The 20,055-nt window shown below is 72.2% G+C and carries 17 protein-coding genes; 11 read left to right on the top strand and 6 right to left on the bottom strand.

Translation table 11 applies throughout. The annotated features are described in order from the left end of the window. Window positions 1–65 precede the first annotated feature (65 nt). A complete protein-coding gene (locus tag I2W78_RS02960) occupies window positions 66–1,559 on the top strand; it encodes an SDR family NAD(P)-dependent oxidoreductase (protein WP_196456662.1) in 1,494 nt (497 codons plus the stop codon). 7 nt (window positions 1,560–1,566) lie between these two features. Here I2W78_RS02960 and I2W78_RS02955 read toward each other — a convergent pair whose 3' ends face one another. Both I2W78_RS02955 and I2W78_RS02950 read right to left on the bottom strand, forming a co-directional pair. Then, window positions 1,567–1,740 carry a hypothetical protein gene (locus tag I2W78_RS02955; RefSeq protein WP_196456661.1) on the bottom strand — a complete coding sequence of 58 codons (174 nt, stop codon included), beginning with the start codon at window positions 1,738–1,740 and terminating at the stop codon, window positions 1,567–1,569. A 503-nt stretch (window positions 1,741–2,243) separates the two neighbouring features. Further along, a complete protein-coding gene (locus I2W78_RS02950) occupies window positions 2,244–2,804 on the bottom strand; it encodes an HD domain-containing protein (protein ID WP_196456660.1) in 561 nt (186 codons plus the stop codon). A 472-nt stretch (window positions 2,805–3,276) separates the two neighbouring features. On the opposite strand from I2W78_RS02950, the gene I2W78_RS02945 reads away from it, so the two are divergent. Together I2W78_RS02945 and I2W78_RS02940 are read left to right on the top strand one after the other, a co-directional pair. Then, a complete protein-coding gene (locus I2W78_RS02945) occupies window positions 3,277–3,450 on the top strand; it encodes a hypothetical protein (RefSeq protein ID WP_107082809.1) in 174 nt (57 codons plus the stop codon). Window positions 3,451–3,504: 54 nt separating this feature from the next. Then, window positions 3,505–3,987: a GNAT family N-acetyltransferase gene (locus I2W78_RS02940; protein ID WP_196456659.1), complete on the top strand. Its 483-nt coding sequence runs from the start codon at window positions 3,505–3,507 to the stop codon at window positions 3,985–3,987. Here the strand turns inward: I2W78_RS02940 and I2W78_RS02935 are convergent. After that, complete coding sequence (locus I2W78_RS02935) at window positions 3,984–5,327, bottom strand: amidase (RefSeq protein ID WP_196456658.1); 1,344 nt, start codon at window positions 5,325–5,327, stop codon at window positions 3,984–3,986. The genes I2W78_RS02940 and I2W78_RS02935 overlap by 4 nt on opposite strands. A gap of 160 nt (window positions 5,328–5,487) precedes the next feature. On the opposite strand from I2W78_RS02935, the gene I2W78_RS02930 reads away from it, so the two are divergent. Then, the gene (locus I2W78_RS02930; RefSeq protein WP_196456657.1) at window positions 5,488–8,514 is read left to right on the top strand and encodes an alpha-mannosidase; all 3,027 of its coding nucleotides are present in this window, start codon (window positions 5,488–5,490) and stop codon (window positions 8,512–8,514) included. Here the strand turns inward: I2W78_RS02930 and I2W78_RS02925 are convergent. Then, window positions 8,505–9,179 carry a hypothetical protein gene (locus I2W78_RS02925; protein ID WP_196456656.1) on the bottom strand — a complete coding sequence of 225 codons (675 nt, stop codon included), beginning with the start codon at window positions 9,177–9,179 and terminating at the stop codon, window positions 8,505–8,507. The two genes, I2W78_RS02930 and I2W78_RS02925, sit on opposite strands and share 10 nt — an antisense overlap. A gap of 131 nt (window positions 9,180–9,310) precedes the next feature. Continuing rightward, complete coding sequence (locus tag I2W78_RS02920) at window positions 9,311–10,024, bottom strand: FadR/GntR family transcriptional regulator (protein ID WP_196456655.1); 714 nt, start codon at window positions 10,022–10,024, stop codon at window positions 9,311–9,313. Window positions 10,025–10,180: 156 nt separating this feature from the next. On the opposite strand from I2W78_RS02920, the gene I2W78_RS02915 reads away from it, so the two are divergent. The 4 genes from I2W78_RS02915 to I2W78_RS02900 are packed head-to-tail and all read left to right on the top strand — an operon-like array spanning window position 10,181 to window position 14,092. Then, entirely contained in the window at window positions 10,181–11,527 is a 1,347-nt protein-coding gene (locus I2W78_RS02915; protein WP_307783583.1) for an L-fuconate dehydratase, read from the top strand. Beyond that, window positions 11,524–12,282, top strand: a complete 759-nt coding sequence (locus tag I2W78_RS02910; protein ID WP_196456652.1) for an SDR family NAD(P)-dependent oxidoreductase — start codon at window positions 11,524–11,526, stop codon at window positions 12,280–12,282. The genes I2W78_RS02915 and I2W78_RS02910 overlap by 4 nt, the downstream gene beginning before the upstream one ends. Next, window positions 12,279–13,241: an aldo/keto reductase gene (locus I2W78_RS02905; protein WP_196456650.1), complete on the top strand. Its 963-nt coding sequence runs from the start codon at window positions 12,279–12,281 to the stop codon at window positions 13,239–13,241. Before I2W78_RS02910 ends, I2W78_RS02905 begins: the two co-directional genes overlap by 4 nt. Continuing rightward, window positions 13,238–14,092: an amidohydrolase family protein gene (locus tag I2W78_RS02900; RefSeq protein ID WP_196456648.1), complete on the top strand. Its 855-nt coding sequence runs from the start codon at window positions 13,238–13,240 to the stop codon at window positions 14,090–14,092. Before I2W78_RS02905 ends, I2W78_RS02900 begins: the two co-directional genes overlap by 4 nt. Here I2W78_RS02900 and I2W78_RS02895 read toward each other — a convergent pair. Then, complete coding sequence (locus I2W78_RS02895; RefSeq protein WP_196456646.1) at window positions 14,080–15,501, bottom strand: lipase maturation factor family protein; 1,422 nt, start codon at window positions 15,499–15,501, stop codon at window positions 14,080–14,082. The genes I2W78_RS02900 and I2W78_RS02895 overlap by 13 nt on opposite strands. A gap of 123 nt (window positions 15,502–15,624) precedes the next feature. Here I2W78_RS02895 and I2W78_RS02890 point away from each other — a divergent pair, with 123 nt between their 5' ends. The 3 genes from I2W78_RS02890 to I2W78_RS02880 all read left to right on the top strand — a co-directional run bounded on the left by I2W78_RS02890 (window position 15,625) and on the right by I2W78_RS02880 (window position 20,055). After that, the gene (locus tag I2W78_RS02890) at window positions 15,625–16,941 is read left to right on the top strand and encodes a DUF6777 domain-containing protein (RefSeq protein WP_230885300.1); all 1,317 of its coding nucleotides are present in this window, start codon (window positions 15,625–15,627) and stop codon (window positions 16,939–16,941) included. A 115-nt stretch (window positions 16,942–17,056) separates the two neighbouring features. Beyond that, window positions 17,057–19,135, top strand: a complete 2,079-nt coding sequence (locus tag I2W78_RS02885; protein ID WP_196456644.1) for a SpoIIE family protein phosphatase — start codon at window positions 17,057–17,059, stop codon at window positions 19,133–19,135. Between the two features lie 56 nt (window positions 19,136–19,191). Beyond that, complete coding sequence (locus I2W78_RS02880; protein ID WP_196456643.1) at window positions 19,192–20,055, top strand: Fpg/Nei family DNA glycosylase; 864 nt, start codon at window positions 19,192–19,194, stop codon at window positions 20,053–20,055.

Genomic DNA, 20,055 nt, shown 5'->3' with positions numbered 1-20,055 from the left:
TCTGCCGTTCGAATGCGGGCGCGACCGGAGCGCCGCGACGGCAGATCCAGGGAACGGCAGCGGCGATGACGGTGACAGAGGACGGCTCGGCGATCACGGACGAGGTCGTGTACGGGCCCGGCATCGACCCGGAGCGGCTCGCCGTCTGCCTGAGCGTGCTGGAGGAGCTCGACAAGCTGGAGGTCGACCACCCCGACGCGATCGCCGTGCGCCGGGCCACCGCCGGCATCTACCGCACCGTGAAGCAGCGCCGCCGCCAGGAGCGCCGGGCCGCCAAGACCGCCCACGACAAGGCGGTCACGGAGGCCACGGCGACCGGCTCCGCGCAGCGCATCGACGACGAGACCGAGGGCCTGCTGCCGTCGTCGCGCACGGAGGAGGGCACGATCGCGGGAATACTCCAGCGCCCGCGCTCCTGCTACACCTGCAAGACCCGGTACGTCGAGGTCGACTACTTCTACCACCAGCTCTGTCCCGACTGCGCCGCCCTGAACCGCGCCAAGCGGGACGCCCGCGCCGATCTCACCGGCAAGCGCGCCCTGCTCACCGGCGGTCGCGCCAAGATCGGCATGTACATCGCGCTGCGGCTGCTGCGCGACGGCGCGCACACGACGATCACCACGCGCTTCCCGAAGGACGCCATCCGCCGCTTCAAGGCCATGGACGACTCGGCGGACTGGATGCACCGCCTGGAGGTCGTCGGCATCGACCTGCGCGACCCGGCCCAGGCCGTGGCCCTCGCCGACCAGGTCGCCGAGGCGGGCCCCCTCGACATCCTCGTCAACAACGCGACGCAGACCGTGCGCCGCCTGCCCTCCGCCTACGCCGCCCTGGTCGACGGCGAGAGCGCCCCGCTGCCCGCCGGTGAGCTCCCCGCCCACCACGTCATCGGCGCCTTCAACTCCGGCGCGGTCGACGGCCTCGCCGCGCTGCCCCTCGGCACCAGCGACCTCGACGCCCAGAAGGTCGCCGACCTCGCGCTGGTCGCGGGCAACGCCAGCGTCGCCCGGCACCTCGACGGCACCGCGATCGACGCGGGCGGCCTGGTCCCGGACGTCGTCGAGACCAACACCTGGGTGCAGACCATCGACCAGATCTCCCCGGTGGAACTGCTGGAGACCCAGCTCTGCAACTACACGTCGCCGTTCATCCTGATCAGCAAGCTCCGGCCGGCCATGGCCGACGCCGCTCGGAAGGCGGAGAGCGGACGCGCCTACGTCGTCAACGTCTCGGCGATGGAGGGGGTCTTCGGCCGCGGCTACAAGGGCGCGGGACACCCGAACACCAACGCCGCCAAGGCCGCGATGAACATGGTCACGCGCACCAGCGCCCAGGAGATGTTCCAGACCGACGGCATCCTGATGACCTCCGTCGACACCGGCTGGATCACCGACGAACGCCCTCACTACGACAAGCTGCGCCTCGCCGAGGAGGGCTTCCACGCCCCGCTCGACCTGGTCGACGGCGCGGCCCGCGTCTACGACCCGGTCGTGCGCGGCGAGGCGGGCGAGGATCTTTATGGCGTCTTCCTGAAGGACTACGCGCCCGGCAAGTGGTGAGCCGCGCTCACCAGCTCTGGCGGGCGTTGTCGACGAGGTCCATCCAGGAGATGCCGATCAGCAGCGCGGCCACGCCGACCAGCAGGGCGCTCACGGCCAGCGCGAAGAACAGGACGGTGCGGGACAGGCCTCCGACATCGAGGGTGCGCCGGGGGCGCGCGGGCGGCGTGGTGTCGCTCATGTGTGCCACCTTCTTCACGGCGGCCTGCCGGAGCGTCCCGACCCGGCTGCCGAGGCGTGCGGGCCGACAGGCGCGCCAGCTCCATGATCCCACCGGCCCACCGCCCGCGCCTGTCCACCACCGCCGCCGCCGACGGCGCTGATCCTGGCGCGGACGGTCCGACCAGCCGAAGCCACGGAGCCGACCGCCACCGGCCGCGGTCAGCCCGAGCCGCCCGGTCATCCGCCGGTGGCTACGGTCATTCGAAGCCGCCGAGTCGGCCCCCGGCGTTTTCGACCGTCAACGGTCTGAGCCTGATGCCTGTGGTCGCGGTCGGCCGCCGGTGGCTACGGTCGCTCGAAGGCGTCGAGCCAGCCGTCGGCGGTCGCGGACAGCCGAATGGGCCGAGCCCGATCTGCGGTCGCGGTCGGCCCGAGTCGCCCAGTCCAGCCTCCGGTCGCCAGGTCATTCCACGGTGCCGAGCCCGCGCTGCGCCTGAGCCCGGTGGTGTCCGTCCGTGGGGATCAGTCGACGGCTCCGAGCCGGGAGTTCCGCGCCGCGACCAGTTCCAGGACCGTGCGCCAGTCCTCCAGCACCCCGGCGTCGAGTCCGACGACCTTGCCCGCGTCGTCGGCCTGCCGCAGGGTCACGGCGTCCTCGGCCAGTGGGTCCCGGGCGAACGCGGCCGCCTCGGCCGGGCTCATCGCCCCGCCCTGCCGGGTCAGGGTCAGGGCGCTCTGCGGGGACAGGCCGCGTTCCGGAGAGACGGCGGCCAGATAGCGCTTGGCCGGCACATGCAGTCGTACGAGACGGGCGACCCGTTCGCCCAGCAGGGACCGTACCGCGTCCGCGGCGTGGTCCGCGTGCCCCGCGTCGTCGCCGGGCCGCAGCAGATGTCCGATGTCATGCACCAGGCCCGCGACCTGGAGTTCCTTGTCGGCGGGGCGACTTCGGCGCAGCAGTGCGGCCGTCTGCAGCGCGTGGTCGTGCAGGTCGACCGGGTCGCCGCTGCGGTCCGGGGTGTCCCAGGCGCCACGGCAGGCGTACAGCAGATCCATCAGCTCTTCGACACTGCGCAGCTCCATGCGTCAGTCCTCCCGCCGGACAAGCCGTTGCCGAACGTCAGCAGATCATGGCCGCCTTGCGAATCGGCCAACGGGACTTGAACTGCGCGACGCCACGACGACCGTCGGTCGCCGTCCTGTTCGCCCGGGTAGGCCGGTCGGGTGAGTCACTATGGGTCCATTTCGTTACAAATAGCCGCAAAATTAGCCCAGTCGTACACGCGATGACTCGTGATCGTTACCCGCAGTTTTCAGCCCTATCGAGCGGACCCCCGCTCATTTGGTTAATCTGGTCCCGACGGACAGCAGCAACGGGTCCCTACCCACACCCATCGTCCGTCCCGGGACAAGCCGGTGCACAACGGCCTGCTCTCACGCGAGTTACCGACGCCACCGCGTCCAACAGCACATGGCAGACCCGAACGGGCGTCGGCGAGCGGACCGCAGGCCGCCGGCGCGCCCCGAGGGTGACCCGACACATAAGGAGTGCGCGGTGACACCGGAGAAGACGAATCGCGAACAGCGCCCCAAGGAACGCACGGAGCGCGCGGGCCGCCGGCCCGGCGAGATCGGCAGCCTCGACGTGTGGGCCCGATCCGCCCCGATCCGCCTGGCGGGCTACGAGGACGACCTTGCCGAGCCGCACATCCTGCCCAGCGTGGACTGACCGGCAGGAGCCCTTCGCGATCGCCGACAGCATGGGCGTGCGAGACTCACGCCCATGCTGATCAGGGAAGCGACGGCCGACGACTGGCCGCACATCTGGCCGTTCTGGCACCGCATCGTCGCCGCCGCCGAGACGTACACCTGGGACCCGGACACCACCGAGGAAGCGGCCCGCGCCCTGTGGATGAGCCCGGCCAAGCGCGTGTACGTCGCCCAGGACGACGACGGAGCCGTCATCGGCTCCGCCTACCTCACCCCCAACTACGGCGGCCCCGCCGCCCGGATCGCCAACGCCGGCTTCATGGTCGATCCCGACCAGGCCGGCCGCGGCATCGGACGCGCCCTCGCCGAGCACATCCTGACCGAGGCCAAGGCCCACGGCTACCGGGCCATGGTGTTCAACGCGGTCGTCGAGACCAACCCGGCCGTCCAGCTGTGGACGTCCCTCGGCTTCACGATCCTGGGCACGGTGCCGGACGCGTACGACCACCCAAAGCACGGCAGGGTGAGCCTGCGCATCATGCACAAGACCCTCTAGTCGAGCGGCGCCGTCCGCTGCCACGGGCGAGCGGCCTCCAACTGTCCCGCCACCTCCAGCAGTTCCGCCTCCGACCCGGGCCGCCCCACGAGCTGTACGGCGCAGGGTGCGCCCGACGGCAGACTGCCGAACGGCACGGCCATCGCGGGCCAGCCGGTCAGGTTCCACGGGGGAGTCATCGGCGAGTAGTTGGTGTTGGCGGCCACGTTGCGCAGCCAGCCCCGCTCGTGCCAGGGCCCGGCCTTGGGTGAGCGGCGCGCCAGCGCGGGCGTGAGCAGCACGTCGTACTCGCTGAAGAACGGCTCCAGGCGCCGGCGCAGTTCCTCCCGGCCGGTGCCGACGCGCACGGTTCGGACGAACCGTCGCCCGACGGCCGCGTGGACGCGCGTGCGCCGGGCCAGCAGCCGCACGTCCAGCCCCTGGGAGTCGACGCAGGTGCCCGCCGTCCAGTGGGCGAACGACGTGAAGCTCAGCGTCGCCGGATACCGCGGGTCGGCACGCCGCACCTGGTGACCGGCCTTGACGAGCACCCCGCCGGCCTCCCGGGCGGCGTCCGTGTACGGCTTGCCCATGGTGACGCCGGCGAGGGGGCTGCGCAGGGAGACGGCGACTCTTCGGGTGGCGCCCGCGTCCTGCCGTACGACGTCGGTACCGGCCAGGACGGACAGCATCAGCCGGGCGTCCTCGACGGTCGTGGCCAGCGGACCGTTCTCCGACATGCCGAACCAGTCGCCGTCGCTGATGCCGGCCGGGACCACCCCGCGCCCCGGCTTGATGGTGACGACACCGCAGTTGGCCGCCGGTATGCGCAGCGAGCCCATCCCGTCGTTGCCGAGGGCGATCGGCACCATGCCCGCCGCGACCGCCGCCGCGCTGCCGCCGGACGAACCGCCCGCCGTACGCGTCGTGTCCCACGGGTTCCGGGCGATCCCGTGCACCCCCTCGGTCGTACCGAACACACACAACTCCGGCACATTGGTCAGCCCCACCACGACCGCACCGGCGGCGCGCAGCCGGGCGACGGTGACATGGTCCTGCTCGGCGGGCACGTCCGGCGTCGCGGCCGAGCCGATCCGCGTGCTCTCGCCCCGGACGGCCAGATTGTCCTTGACGGCCACGGGCACGCCCGCGAGCGGCAGTTCGGCCAAGTCGGCCCGCGCGCCCACCTCGTCCGCCTCGGCGAGCGCCCGCTCGGCCCGGACGGCACGGAACGCCCCGATCCGTCCGTCCAGGCGCTCGATCCGCGCCAGATGCCCGGCCACCACCTCCCGCGGCGTGACCCGCTTCTCCTGCACGGCGGCGGCGATCTCGACGGCGGTCCGTCCGACCCAATTGGTCACGGGCGCTCCTCGGTATGGGGGCTACTGGCGAGTACGTGGGGAGAACTCTGCCCGGACATCAGCTGTCACGTCGAGAGGTCGGCGCGGGGACGGTTCGAACCGCGTGCCGCAGGAAAGCTGTACCTCTCGTCGGATCCCGACGACCCACGGAGCGCCCCGCATGCATGACGACCGCAGCCTCGTCGAGGCCCGCCTCAGGCGAGTCCTCGAAGAACGCGTCCGCCCCGCCGTGTACCCCGAGTCCGTACCGCTGGACGTGGCGGTGTGGCACGCCCCCGACGAGCCGGTGCCGGTCGCCGAGGGCCTTGCGGCCGAGCCGCGGCCCGTCGAGGTGGGCGCCCGGTGGGGTGCCCCCTGGGGTACCAGCTGGTTCCGCGTCACCGGCACCGTCCCCGAGGCGTGGGCCGGAAAGACCGTCGAGGCGCTGCTCGACCTGGGGTTCGACGAGAACATGCCCGGCTTCCAGTGCGAGGGCCTGGTCTACCGGCCCGACGGCACGCCGGTGAAGGGCCTGAACCCACGCAACCAGTGGGTGCGCATCGGCGCGCCCGTCGAGGGCGGTGAGGAGGTGCGGCTGCACATCGAGGCCGCCTCCAACCCGGTCATCCTCGGCCACCACCCCTTCCGGCCGACCGAACTGGGCGACAAGGAGACCGCGGGCAGCGCCCCGCAGTACACCCTCACCCGCATGGACCTGGCCGTCTTCGACGAGACGGTGTGGCAGCTGGTGACCGACCTGGAGGTGCTCGGCGAGCTGATGGCCGAGCTGCCCGCCGACTCGGCCCGCCGCTGGGAGATCCTGCGGGCGGTGGAGGGGGCGCTGGACGCGATCGACCTCCAGGACGTCAACGGGACGGCGGCGCGGGCCCGTTCCCGCCTCACCGACGTCCTGTCCAGCCCCGCCTCACCCTCCGCGCACCGGATCAGCGCCGTCGGCCACGCCCATATCGACTCGGCGTGGCTGTGGCCGCTGCGCGAGACCGTCCGCAAGGTGGCCCGTACCACCGCCAACATGACCGCACTGCTGGACGACGAGCCGGACTTCGTGTTCGCCATGTCCCAGGCACAGCAGTGGGCGTGGGTGAAGGAGCACCGGCCCGAGGTGTGGGCGCGGGTGAAGAAGGCGGTGGCGGACGGACGGTTCGTACCCGCCGGTGGGATGTGGGTGGAGTCGGACACCAACCTGCCCGGCTCGGAGGCGATGGCCCGGCAGTTCGTGCACGGCAAGCGGTTCTTCCTCGACGAGTTCGGCATCGACAACGAGGAGGCCTGGCTGCCCGACACCTTCGGCTTCGCCGCCGGGCTGCCGCAGATCATCAAGGCGGCGGGCTCCAAGTACCTGCTGACGCAGAAGATCTCCTGGTCCCGCACCAACAAGTTCCCGCACCACACCTTCGCCTGGGAAGGCATCGACGGCACCCGGATCTTCACCCACTTCCCGCCCGTCGACACCTACAACTGCTCCATGAAGGGCAGCGAACTCGCCCACGCCGCCCGCAACTTCAGGGACAAGGGCAACGCCCGCCACTCCCTCGCCCCCTCAGGCTGGGGCGACGGAGGTGGTGGCACCACCCGCGAGATGGTCGCCCGGGCGGCCCGGCTGCGCGACCTCGAAGGCTCCCCGACCGTCACCTGGGAGACCCCGGCGGCCTTCTTCGCCAAGGCCGAGGCCGAGTACCCCCATCCGCCCGTCTGGGTCGGCGAGCTCTACCTCGAACTCCACCGCGCCACCCTCACCAGCCAGGCCAAGACCAAGCAGGGCAACCGGCGCAGCGAACACCTGCTGCGGGAGGCCGAACTGTGGGCCGCGACCGCCGCCGTCCGCACGGGATTCCCCTATCCGTACGACGAGCTGGACCGCGTCTGGAAGACGGTGCTGCTGCACCAGTTCCACGACATCCTGCCCGGCTCGTCCATCGCCTGGGTGCACCGCGAGGCGCGCGCGACCTATGAGCGGATCGCCGGCGAGCTGAACGCGATCATCGACGCGGCCCAGCGGGCGCTGGCGGGGGAGGGGCAGCGAGAGCTGGTCTTCAACGCCGCGCCGCACAGCAGGCGGGGCATCCCCGCGGGCGGTGCCGGTGTTCGGGTCGCGGAAGGGGCGACGTCGGTGAGCCCTCGCGAGGAGGGCGGGTACGTCCTGGACAACGGCCTGCTGCGGATCGGGATCGACGACCGGGGCCTTGTCGTCTCCGTGTACGACATCGAGGCCGACCGCGAGACCGTCGCCCCGGGCCGGGTCGCGGGCCTTCTCCAGCTCCACCCCGACTTCCCGAACATGTGGGACGCCTGGGACGTCGACGAGTTCTACCGCAACACCGTCACCGACCTGACCGGTCTCGACGAGATCACCCCGGGTGAGGACGGCGCGTCGGTGCGGATCGTACGGTCCTTCGGCGCGTCGCGTGTCACGCAGGTGCTGTCGCTGCCGCCGGGGGAGCGGCGGCTGGTGCTGGACACGGAGGTCGACTGGCACGAGACGGAGAAGTTCCTCAAGCTCGCCTTCCCGCTCGACGTGCACGCCGAACGGTACGCCTCCGAGACGCAGTTCGGGCACTTCCACCGGCCCACGCACACCAACACCTCATGGGAGGCCGCCAAGTTCGAGGCCTGCAACCACCGCTTCGTCCACCTGGAGGAACCCGGCTGGGGCGTCGCCGTCGTCAACGACTCCACGTACGGGCACGACGTGACCCGCGCCGTCCGCACCGACGGCGACGGCGGTACGACCACCACGGTCCGGGTCTCCCTGCTGCGCGCCCCGCGCTTCCCGGACCCCGAGACGGACCAGGGCGTGCACCGTTTCCGGCACGCCCTCGTGCCCGGCGCGGGCATCGGCGACGCGGTGCGGGAGGGGTGGCGGATCAACCTGCCCGAGCGCGTGACGACCGGCGCTCAGGACGTCGCGCCGCTCGTCACGGTCGACCAGGACGCCGTTGTGATCACGGCCGTCAAGCTGGCCGACGACGGCAGCGGTGACGTGGTGGTCCGCTTCCACGAGGCTCACGGCGGCCGGGCCCGGGCCACGCTCACCGCCGGCTTCGAGGTCACCGGCGTCACGGTCACCGACCTGCTGGAACGCCCGCTGCCGGAGGCCGCCGCGCCCGTGGTCGACGGCGAGCGGATGACCGTACGCCTGCGTCCCTTCGAGCTGGTCACCCTCCGGCTGCGGCGAGGTCAGGCGTAGAACGGCCCCGGCGTGCTCCAGGTCGTGTGGCCGAAGACGTTGTCGTCGGCGATGGTGACCTGGACGTTGGTGACCTTCAGTCCGTACTGCGTCGGGGTCGTGCCCTCGGGGCAGCTCACCTCGACGGCCGGGAAGTTCATGTAGAAGTGCGGGCCGAAGTCCTGGTCGGGGTACTCGCGGTGCTGGTGGATGATCCAGTTCGCGTCCGTGTAGTAGTACGTCGGCAGCAGGGCCTGCCGCTCGGTGCGGACCACGAAGCCCGTGGCGTGGTCGAACGTGCCGTCGGGGCGCAGACAGCCGAAGGTGCGCGCGGTGTCGGCGTAGGCCTGGAAACCGTAGACGGAGCTGCGCAGCCCGGCGAGGTATCCGGGCTGGTTGCGGACGTTGTGCAGCCGGACGTCCAGTTTGAAGCCGCCGCAGCCGGGGGTCGGGTTGTAGTCGTGGTAGGTGTTCAGGCACTTGCGGTCCCCGAAGGGTGCCGTGGGGTCCGGGTTGTAGTGGCGTGGGACGACCGCGCCGTAGAACTTCACGGTCGCCGAGATGCCGTCGGCGGTGGCCGCCGGGATCTCGACCGTGGTCGTGGCCCGGGCGGCGCCCGGGCCGGCGAGGACGAGACCGGCCCCGGCGAGTAACGCGATCGTCAGTCGCGCCAGTGCTCTGCGCATGCTCCGCATGTGATGACAACCCCCCTTGTGCACTGGGTGCACTCTCACACAAACAGTGGCATGCGCACGCTAGCCCGGCACCGGTCCCTGGTCCGGTGAACAGGTCAACCCTCACAAACGGAGGGCACGTACTAGTCGCCGACCTGCGCGCGCAGCCACTCCTCCACCTCGCCCACGTGCGTGGCCGCCGCCGCCCGCGCCGCCTCCGGGTCGCGGGCGGCGAGGGCGCGGTGGATCGCGGTGTGTTCGCGGCGGGTGCGGGCGATGGCGGCCTCCTCCTGGTAGCCGCGCCGGACGCGGGCCCGGAAGGTGCGCGAGGACAGGCCCTCCAGGATGGCCGCCATGGTCTCGTTGCCGGCGGCGGCCGCGATCGCGCGGTGGAAGGCGAGGTCGTGGGCGAGGACCTCCTCCGGGTCGTCGGTGGCGTCCATCGCCACCAGATGCCTTTCGACCTCGGCGAGCTGTTCGGGCGTGATGCGGGCGGCGGCCAGCGCGGTCGCCGTCGACTCCAGGATGCGGCGGACCTCCAGCAGTTCGACCAGACGCGGGCCCCGCGACAGGTCGGCCACCACACCGAAGGTCTCCAGCAGGTCGCCGGCCTGGAGCTGGGTGACGTAGATGCCGGAGCCGTGCCGGGCCTCCAGGACGCCCATCACCGTGAGCGCGCGGATCGCCTCCCGCATCGAGCTGCGGGAGATGCCCAGTTGGGCCGCCAGTTCGCGCTCGGTGGGCAGCCGCGCGCCGGGTTCGAGGACCCCCTCGCCGATCAGCGTCTTGATCCGCTCGATGGCGCGCTGGGGCACCGTGCCCTTCTGCGGGGCCGGCACTGTCTCCGTCTCGTTCACGCCTTCTCCTGTCGCCGGTCCGCCGCAGTCTAACCAGCGAGGTGGTCCGACCACTATCGCGTGAGAGGCGAAGAAAGATCGTCAGGAGGGTATCGGAGGGTCCAAGTGGTCTGATAAATAAGCGGGACGTCGATGCCTCGGACCGAAAGGCGTTCTGTGCCCTCCACCCCCGCCCGCATCACCGCCGTCGACACCCACGACATCCGCTTCCCCACTTCCCGCGAACTCGACGGCTCCGACGCGATGAACCCGGACCCCGACTACTCGGCGGCCTACGTCGTCCTGCGCACCGACGCGGCCGACGGCCACGAGGGGCACGGCTTCACCTTCACCATCGGGCGCGGCAACGAGGTCCAGGTCGCCGCGATCGAGGCGCTGCGCGGGCATGTGATCGGGCGCTCGGTCGACGAGCTGTGCGCGGACCCCGGCAGCCTCAACCGCGCCCTGATCGGCGACAGCCAACTGCGCTGGCTCGGGCCCGAGAAGGGCGTGCTGCACATGGCGATCGGCGCGGTCGTCAACGCCGTCTGGGACCTGGCCGCCAAGCGGGCCGGCCGACCGCTGTGGCAGCTGCTCGCCGACGCCGAGCCCGAGTGGCTGGTGAGCCAGATCGACTTCCGCTACCTCACGGACGCCCTCACCCCCGAGGATGCGCTGACCATCCTGCGGCGCGGGCGCGAGGGGGCCCAGGAACGCCGGGCCCGGCTGCTGGAGCGCGGCTACCCCGCCTACACCACCTCACCGGGCTGGCTCGGCTACGACGACGCCAAGCTCAGCCGGCTCGCCACCCAGGCGGTCGCCGACGGCTTCCGGCAGATCAAGCTCAAGGTGGGCGCCGACCTGGACGACGACATCCGGCGCTGCCGCGTCGCCCGTGCCGTGGTCGGCCCCGACGTCCGCGTGGCGATCGACGCGAACCAGCGCTGGGACGTCGACGAGGCGATCCGCTGGACGCGGGCCCTCGCCGAGTTCGACCCGTACTGGATCGAGGAGCCCACCAGCCCCGACGACATCCTCGGCCACGCGGCGATCCGCCGGGCCGTCGCCCCGGTCAGGGTCGCCACCGGCGAGCACGCCCACAACCGGATCGTCTTCAAGCAGTTCCTCCAGGCCGGCGCCATCGACGTCCTCCAGCTCGACGCGGCCCGCGTCGGCGGCGTCAACGAGAACCTCGCCATCCTGCTGCTCGCCGCCAGGTTCGGCGTCCCGGTGTGCCCGCACGCCGGCGGGGTCGGCCTGTGCGAACTCGTCCAGCACCTGGCCATGTTCGACTACCTCGCGGTCTCCGGCACCACCGACGACCGGGTCGTCGAGTACGTCGACCATCTCCACGACCACTTCCTCGACCCGGTCCGCATCCGGGACGGCCACTACCTCGCACCCACCGCGCCCGGCTTCTCGGCCACCATGCGCCCGGAGTCCATCGCGCGCCACAGCTTCCCCGACGGCACCGTCTGGGCCGTCGACCGCGACGACACGAACGAGAAGGGGCAATCGGCATGACCGACTTCGAGGGCATCAGGGCCCTGGTGACCGGCGGCGCCTCCGGCATCGGGCGCGCCACGGCCGAACTCCTGGCGGAGCGGGGAGCGCGCGTCGCCGTCCTCGACCTCGACCCGTCGACGGTCGACAAGCCCCTCCTCGCCCACCGGGCCGACGTCACCGACGACGCCTCCGTACGACAGGCGGTGACGGACGCGGTCGCCGACCTCGGTGGGCTCGACGTCCTGGTCAACAACGCCGGCATCGGCGCCCAGGGCACCGTCGAGGACAACGACGACGCCGCATGGCACCGGGTCCTGGACGTCAACGTCGTCGGCATGGTCCGCACGACCCGCGCCTGCCTGCCGCACCTGCGCGAGTCCGCCCACGCGGCGATCGTGAACACCTGCTCCATCGCCGCCACCGCGGGCCTGCCGCAACGCGCCCTGTACAGCGCGACCAAGGGCGCCGTGTACTCCCTCACCCTCGCCATGGCCGCCGACCACGTCCGCGAGGGCATCCGCGTCAACTGCGTCAACCCCGGCACCGTGGACACCCCGTGGATCGGCCGCCTGCTCGACGCCGCCGACGACCCGGCCGCCGAGCGCGCGGCGCTGGAGGCCCGCCAGCCCGCCGGCCGCCTCGTCACGGCGGCCGAAGTCGCGGGCGCCATCGCCTACCTGGCAGGCCCACTGTCCGGCGCGACGACCGGTACGGCACTGGCGGTCGACGGCGGCATGCAGGGGCTGCGCCTGCGTCCGGCGGCCCAGCGATGAGCGGCGCCGAGCTCGCCTTCGGCGCCGCCGGAATCGGCAACCTCCACACCGAGCTCACCGACGAGCAGGCGTACGACGCCGTGACCGCCGCCTGGCGTCAGGGCATCCGCCACTTCGACACCGCCCCGCACTACGGCCTCGGCCTGTCCGAACGCCGCCTCGGCGCCGCACTGCGCGAGCACCCCCGCTCGGCGTACACGATCTCCACCAAGGTCGGCCGCCGTCTGGAACCCGCCGACGGCACCGGCGACGACCTGGCTCACGGCTTCGCGGTCCCCGCCACCCACCGCCGCGTCTGGGACTTCACCGCCGACGGCATCCGCCGCACCCTGGACGCGTCCCTGGAACGCCTCGGCCTCGACCGCGTCGACACCGTCTACCTCCACGACCCCGACAACGACGCCGAACGGGCCTTCCGCGAGGGCTACCCGGCCCTGGAGAGGCTGCGCTCGCAGGGCGTGGTCGGCGCGATCGGCGCGGGCATGAACCAGAGCGCGATGCTCACCCGCTTCGTCCGCGACACCGACGTCGACGTGGTGCTGTGCGCCGGCCGTTACACGCTCCTCGACCAGAGCGCCCTCACCGACCTGCTGCCCAGCGCACAGGAACGCGGGACGGCGGTGGTGATCGGGGGCGCCTTCAACTCCGGTCTGCTGGCGGATCCGCGACCAGGAGCGACGTACGACTACACCGCGGCGCCACCGGAGTTGCTCGACCGTGCGCTGCGCCTGAAGTCGATCGCCGACCGCCACGGCACGACCCTGCGCGCCGCCGCCCTCGCCTTCTGCGCCGCCCACCCGGCGGTCGTCGACGTCCTCGTGGGCGCCCGCACGGCCGCCGAGGTCGACGACTGCGCCGAGCAGTTCCGTACGCCCGTGCCCGCCGCGTTCTGGCAGGAGCTGCGGGAGACGGGGCTCCTGCCGTCCGAGGCTCCCGTCCCGAAGGAGGAACTGCCGTGACCGTCGACGCGCACCACCACGTCTGGGACCTGTCGGTCCGCGACCAGGAGTGGATAGCCGGTCCCGAACTCCAGCCGCTCCGGCGGAACTTCACCCTCACCGACCTCGCACCCGAGGCCCGCGCGGCCGGCGTCGACCGCACGGTCCTCGTCCAGACGGTGACGGTGCCCGAGGAGACCCCGGAGTTCCTGGCCCTGGCCGCCGCGCACGAGCTGGTCGCGGGCGTCGTCGGCTGGACCGACCTCACCCGTCCGGACGTCGCGGACGAACTCGCCCGGCTGCGGGAACTCCCCGGCGGGCGGTACCTCAAGGGCATCCGCCACCAGGTCCAGGGCGAGCCGGACCCCGAGTGGCTGCTGCGTCCGGACGTACGCCGAGGTCTCGCCGCCGTGGCCGAGGCGGGCCTCGTCTACGACCTGATCGTGCTGCCGCATCAGCTGTCCGCGTGCGTGCGGGCGGCGGCCTCGCTGCCCGGCCTGACCTTCGTCCTCGATCATCTGGGCAAGCCGCCCGTCGCTTCCGGCGCGCCGGAAGCGTGGGCCTGTGACATCAGGGCGCTGGGCGAGCTGCCCAACACGGTGTGCAAGGTGTCGGGCCTGGTGACGGAGATGGACCCGGCCCTGTGGGGCGGGACCACCTGGCCCCTCGCACCCCTGCGCCCGTACTGGGACACCGCGCTGGAGGCCTTCGGACCCGGCCGCCTGATGTTCGGCTCGGACTGGCCGGTGTGCACGGTGGCGGCGACGTACGCGCAGGTGTCGTCCCTCGTGGGCGGTCTGGCGAGCGACCTGAGCCGGGACGAACGCGCCCAGCTCTTCGAGACCACCGCCACCCGCGTCTACGACCTCTGAGCTGCCTCCGCCAGCCGCGTCGGCGGCAGATACTCCCGCACATACGTCCGGTCCCAGCACGCGCCCGTCTCCCGCAGCTCCCGCCAGGTCGTGTACCGGTAGCGGAAGAGGCGGGCGCGGATGAAGCGCGGGGGCTCGTCGGGCGGGAAGGGGGAGCGGCGCAGCAGCCTCAGGGTGTCGCGGTCGTTCTCCAGCAGGCGTTCGACCAGGGCGCCGAACCACGAGCCCGCGTAGGCCGGGGAGAGCGCCGCGAACCACATCAGCCAGTCCAGCCGCAGATGGTACGGCGCGAACTGGCGCGGCCAGTGCCGTGGATCGCCGGGTTTGCCCTTGAACTCGTACTCCCGCCAGTCGGAGTCCTCGTGCGGTACGGCGTCGGCGGTGCCCTCGATGACCACCTCGTAGCGGACCCGGCTGACGCTGCCGAAGGCGCCGTAGGTGTTGACCAGGTGGAGCGGGTCGAAGGAGCGGTTCATGACCTGGCGGCGGGAGATCATGTTGGTGACGGGGCGGTAGCTGAGGAACGCGATCAGCGCGGCCACGGCCAGGACCACGACCGCGTACCAGAGCGGAGCGCCGGGCACGGACGGCGGGTCGGTGGGGAACTGGATCGCCGCCAGGGCGAGCACGATGGTGATCCAGTTCAGCCAGGAGAAGTTGCCGGACAGGACCAGCCACAGCTGGGTGACGACCATCAGCGCGGCGGCGGCCGTGGCGATCGGCTGCGGGGTGAACAGCAGGACCGGCACGACGAGTTGGGTGAAGTGGTTGGCGGCCACCTCGACGCGGTGCAGCGGCCGGGGGAGATGGTGGAAGAACCAGCTCAGCGGGCCCGGCATCGGCTGGGTCTCGTGGTGGTAGTCCAGGCAGGTCAGCTTGCGCCAGCAGGCGTCGCCGCGCAGCTTGATCAGGCCCGCGCCGAACTCCACCCGGAACAGGATCCAGCGCAGCAGGAACAGCACCACGATCGGCGGTGCCACCTCGTCGTTGCCGAGGAAGACCGCGAGGAAGCCGACCTCCAGGAGCAGGGACTCCCAGCCGAACGAGTACCAGGTCTGGCCGACGTTGACGATCGACAGGTACAGCAGCCAGGGCAGCACCCACAGCAGCATCCCGGCCCACAGCGGCACCATCGAGTCCACGCCCGCCAGCAGCGCCGCCGACACCGCGCAGCCCGCCCAGGCACACACCGCGAAGAAGCGGTCGGAGTAGTGGAGCTGGAAGAGGCTGGGCGCCCGCTTGAACGGTACGTACTCGGTATAGCGCGGGACCGGGAGCATGCCGCGAGCCCCGATCAGCGCCCGGAACTGCAGGGCCGCCGTCAGGAACGCGACCAGATAGACGGCCGCCAGGGCCCGCTGGAAGACCAGCCGGGTCAGCCAGTAGTCGGGTGCGGTGAACCACTCCACGGTCGTGCGCTCCTCTCCTTCATTCTGGCGCCCTCCCCCCGGGCTCCGGCCGTGATGTCACTTTCCGTGGTCGAGCTCTGCGTTTGCGTGACCCAGGAGAGTGAAGCAGACAATAGTGGCGAAATGCCCAGGACGAGGCGGGAGAACGTGGTGCGCACACCCACCGGAACCTTGGTCGCGGCCTGCGCGCTCTCGGCGGCCCTGCTCACCGCCGGCTGCGGCACCGAGGGCGGCGAGGTCGCGACAGCGGGCGGGGAGCTCTTGCTCCAGCCGGTCAGGGACCAGGGCCCGGACCCCTTCACGGACTCCACGGCCACCTCCTCGGCTACCCCGGCGCCCGTCACCCGAACGCCGCAGTCTGCCCCGGCGGCCGGGTCGGGCCCCGACCTCACCGCCCCGGCGACCCTCACCGGCGTGCGCTCCTACTCCGGCCTGACCCCCGGCCTCTACGGCGGCCGGGCCCGGGCCGGCAGCTGCGACGTCGAACGCCAGATCCGCCTGCTCACCGCCGACCGGGGCAGGGCCCAGGCCTTCGCCCGCGCCGCAGGTGTCTCCGAGGCGTCGATCCCGGGCTATCTGCGCGGGCTCACCTCCGCCGAACTGCGCGCCGACACCCGGGTCACCAATCACGGGTACCGCGACGGCCGCGCCACAGCCCGCCAGGCCGTCCTCCAGGCGGGCACCGCAGTCCTCGTGGACAACCGGGGCGTACCCCGCGTCCGCTGCGCCTGCGGCAACCCGCTCGGCGCGCCCGTCGCCATGCGGGGCACGCCGGGCAGCGGCGGCCGGGCGTGGGCCGGGTACCGGCCCACCGAGGTGATCAGGGTGACCCCGGCGTCCCAGGTCATCACCGACATCACCCTCGACAACGTCGTCGACGACACCTGGATCGAGCGGCGGATCGGGCAGGACGTCCGGCACGACAGGGTCGTACCGAGGCCGGAGTTGCGGCCGGACCGGCCGAGCCCGTCGCGTCCGCGACCGCAGGGGAGCGCGCCGAGCGACGGGGCCTCCTCGGCGGAGGGCGGCGAGGAGGCGGCCCCGGTGCCGGCGGAGCCCGCGACCGGCGCGGCCACGCCGACGCCCGAGGAGCCCGTGACCGGCGCGGCCACGCCCACGCCGGAGGGCGACGCCCCGCTCCTGCCTCCGGAGGGCGACGCCCCGCTCCTGCCTCCGGAGAGCGGCGCCCCGCTCCTGCCCCCGGAGGACAGCGGGACGGCCCCCTCGCTGCCCGCCGAGCCGACCCTTCAGGAGCCCGTCGAGCCCAGGGCCCCCGCGGACGAGATCGGCCCCGAGACCGTCCCGGAGACCCCCGACCTGCCCGACGGCGGCGGACTCGTCCCGGACGACCCGGACGTGAGCGACGACGTGGGTGACACGGACGCCCCGGAGACCACCGACAGCATCCTCGGCAGCATGACGGACCTCTTCGCGAGCTGAAGTGATCGAACGTGAACCGTTCGAGAACCGCTCAAGAGCCGCATCGAAAAGGTTCGGCCAAAGAACCTGACCTGATCCGGTCGAAGAATTGGTCGAACCCTGGCAAGGTGGGCCCATGGTTGATCGGGGAGCGAGCGCCCTGTCACTCCCGGACGACTGGCCCGCCCACCCGGACCCGATCCTGGCGCTCAACCAGATGGGCAGCTTCGACTGGGACCTGGACAACGGTCTGTTCCACATGGACGCCCAGGCCCACGAGGTCTTCGACCTGCGCCCCGACGAGTACGACGGCCGCCCCGAGTCCCTGACCGTGCGCGTGCCCCCGGCCGAGGGGCGGCGGCTGGACAGCCTGGTGGCCCAGGCCATCAAGGACGGCAGCGAGAACTACGGCGCGTACTTCCGTATCCGCCGCCGCGACGGCACCCTGCGCTGGACCCACACCCAGGGCTACATCCGCCGCGACGACACGGGCCGGCCGCGCCGGATCATCGGCATCCTCCGGGACGCCACCCGCGAGCTCAACGAGTACGCGGCGCGCCGCGACCAGACCGCCTGGAACCTGGCCGGCCGCCGGGACCAGAGCAACGTCGTGCAGCTCATCACGGCCGCCCTCGCCAACGCCCGCACCGTCCAGGACGTCATCGACGTCCTCAAGGACACCCAGGGTGTCACCCACCTGGGCGCGACCAGCCTGGTCATGGGCCTGCTGGAGGCCGGGCGGATCCGGCTGGTCGCCGAGGGCCCCGAGGGCAGCTTCGTACCCGGCACCCTGATCACCCGGATCGACGAGCCCTACCCGATGAGCGAGGTGGTGCGCACGCTCAGCCCGCGGTTCATCGAGTCCCCGCAGGAGTTCGCCGACGGCTACCCGATCCTGTGGCCGCACATCACCGACCTCGACATCACCTCGGCCGCCTACCTGCCGCTCATCGTCCAGGCGCGCCCCATCGGCGCGATGGGCCTGCTCTACAACGACCGCCACGGCTTCACGACCGACGAACGCAACATCCTCGTCGCCCTCGGCAGCAGCATCGCGCAGAGCCTGCAGCGCGCGATGTTCTACGAGCAGGAGAAGGACCTCGCCGGCGGTCTCCAGCAGGCCATGCTGCCGCGCACCATCCCCAGTGTGCGGGGCGCCGACGTCGCCGTCCGCTACCGCTCGGCCTCCCTCGGCCGGGACATCGGCGGCGACTGGTACGACCTGATCCCGCTGCCGGGTGGCCGGGTCGGCGCGGTCATCGGCGACGTCCAGGGCCACGACACGCACGCCGCCGCCGTGATGGGCCAGCTGCGCATCGTCCTGCGCGCGTACGCCGCCGAGGGCCACACACCGGCCACGGTGATGGCCCGGGCCTCCGTCTTCCTGCACGAACTGGACACCGACCGCTTCGCGACCTGCCTGTACGCCGAGGCCGACCTCGCCACCGGAGTCGTCCAGGTCGTCCGGGCCGGCCACATCGACCCCCTGATCCGGGCCCCGGACGGCAGCTGCCGCCGCGCCCCCGTCCAGGGCGGCCTGCCGCTCGGCCTGTCCGCCGAGTTCGGGCGCCTGGCGTATCCCGTCGGCACCATCGAGCTCGACCCCGGGCACACGCTGATCCTGTGCACCGACGGCCTGGTCGAACAGCCCGGCGCCGACCTCGACGACGGTATGCAGGTCCTCACCGCGCTCGTCGCCTCCGGCCCGCAGGACGTGTGGAAACTCGCCGACTCGCTCATCGACGTGGCCGAGGAGCGCGGCGGCGACGACGACGTGGCGCTGCTCCTGCTGCGCCGCCGCGGCGCGGACGCCCCGCAGAGCGGCGGCCGCCTCCAGCAGCACGTCGCGCCCGGCGACCCCGACGCCCTCCGGCAGGCCCGGCACATGATCCGCGCCGCCGTGCGCGCCTGGGGCGCCGCCGACCGCTGCGACGAGGTCGAACTCGTCGCCGACGAGCTGATCACCAACGCCCTGATGCACACCGAGGGCGCCGCGATCGTCACCCTGCGGGTCCTGACCGACACCGACCGGCGGCTGCGTGTCGAGGTCGAGGACTCCTCCAGCGCCCTGCCCCGCCGCCGCGAGGCCGGCGCCTCCGGCGTCTCCGGCCGCGGTCTGCTGCTCGTCGACACGCTCACGGACGTGTGGGGCGTGGAGGCGCGGGGCGGCGGCAAGTGCGTGTGGTGCGAGTTCGTGGTGCCGCAACGGGACTGAGCGGACCCGTTCGAAACACGCCCGGCACTGTCGGTCCCGGATGGCACTCTGGACGTATGCCGGAACTGCCCGAGGTCGAAGCGCTCAAGGACTTCCTGACCGACCACCTCGTCGGCCACGAGATCGTGCGCGTGCTGCCCGTCGCGATCAGTGTGCTGAAGACGTACGACCCACCCCTGTCGGCCGTCGAGGGCCACCAGGTCGTGGCCGTGCACCGGTACGGCAAGTTCCTGGACCTTCAGACGGACGGCGGCCCGCATCTGGTGACCCACCTGGCCCGCGCCGGCTGGCTCCAGTGGAAGGACCGCCTCCCCGACGGCCCGCCCCGTCCCGGCAAGGGTCCGCTGGCGCTGCGCGTGGCCCTGGAGACCGGCGCGGGCTTCGACCTCACCGAGGCCGGCACGCAGAAGCGGCTCGCGGTGTACCTCGTGGCGGATCCGCAGCAGGTGCCCGGCGTCGCCCGGCTCGGCCCCGACCCACTCGCCGACGACTTCGACGAGGCCCGCTTCACCGCCCTGCTCCAGGACGAGCGCCGCCAACTCAAGGGCGCCCTGCGCGACCAGAGCCTCATCGCCGGCGTCGGCAACGCCTACAGCGACGAGATCCTGCACGCGGCGAAGATGTCCCCGTTCAAACTGGCCGCGTCCCTCACCCCCGAGGAGACCCGAAGACTGTACGAGGCCCTGCGCACGACGCTCACGGAAGCCGTCGAGCGCTCGCGCGGCCTGGCGGCCGGACGGCTCAAGGCCGAGAAGAAGAGCGGCCTGCGCGTGCACGGCCGCACCGGCGAGCCCTGTCCGGTGTGCGGCGACACCATCCGCGAGGTCTCCTTCAGCGACTCCTCGCTGCAGTACTGTCCGACCTGCCAGACCGGTGGCAGGCCGCTCGCCGACCGCAGGCTGTCCCGGCTGCTCAAGTGA

Origin of the sequence: Streptomyces spinoverrucosus (assembly GCF_015712165.1) — a bacterium.
Classification (GTDB): Bacteria; Actinomycetota; Actinomycetes; order Streptomycetales; family Streptomycetaceae; genus Streptomyces; species Streptomyces spinoverrucosus_A.
The sequence above is the reverse complement of the archived record's forward strand: the minus strand, read 5'-3'. Positions and strand labels throughout refer to the sequence as shown.

Coding starts and splice junctions, on each gene's coding strand:
- I2W78_RS02925 (WP_196456656.1), bottom strand. CDS start 9,179: ATGCGCAGAGCACTGGCGCGACTGACGATCGCGTTACTCGCCGGGGCC.
- I2W78_RS02930 (WP_196456657.1), top strand. CDS start 5,488: ATGCATGACGACCGCAGCCTCGTCGAGGCCCGCCTCAGGCGAGTCCTC.
- I2W78_RS02905 (WP_196456650.1), top strand. CDS start 12,279: ATGAGCGGCGCCGAGCTCGCCTTCGGCGCCGCCGGAATCGGCAACCTC.
- I2W78_RS02950 (WP_196456660.1), bottom strand. CDS start 2,804: ATGGAGCTGCGCAGTGTCGAAGAGCTGATGGATCTGCTGTACGCCTGC.
- I2W78_RS02880 (WP_196456643.1), top strand. CDS start 19,192: ATGCCGGAACTGCCCGAGGTCGAAGCGCTCAAGGACTTCCTGACCGAC.
- I2W78_RS02910 (WP_196456652.1), top strand. CDS start 11,524: ATGACCGACTTCGAGGGCATCAGGGCCCTGGTGACCGGCGGCGCCTCC.
- I2W78_RS02890 (WP_230885300.1), top strand. CDS start 15,625: ATGCCCAGGACGAGGCGGGAGAACGTGGTGCGCACACCCACCGGAACC.
- I2W78_RS02955 (WP_196456661.1), bottom strand. CDS start 1,740: ATGAGCGACACCACGCCGCCCGCGCGCCCCCGGCGCACCCTCGATGTC.
- I2W78_RS02885 (WP_196456644.1), top strand. CDS start 17,057: ATGGTTGATCGGGGAGCGAGCGCCCTGTCACTCCCGGACGACTGGCCC.
- I2W78_RS02960 (WP_196456662.1), top strand. CDS start 66: ATGACGGTGACAGAGGACGGCTCGGCGATCACGGACGAGGTCGTGTAC.
- I2W78_RS02940 (WP_196456659.1), top strand. CDS start 3,505: ATGCTGATCAGGGAAGCGACGGCCGACGACTGGCCGCACATCTGGCCG.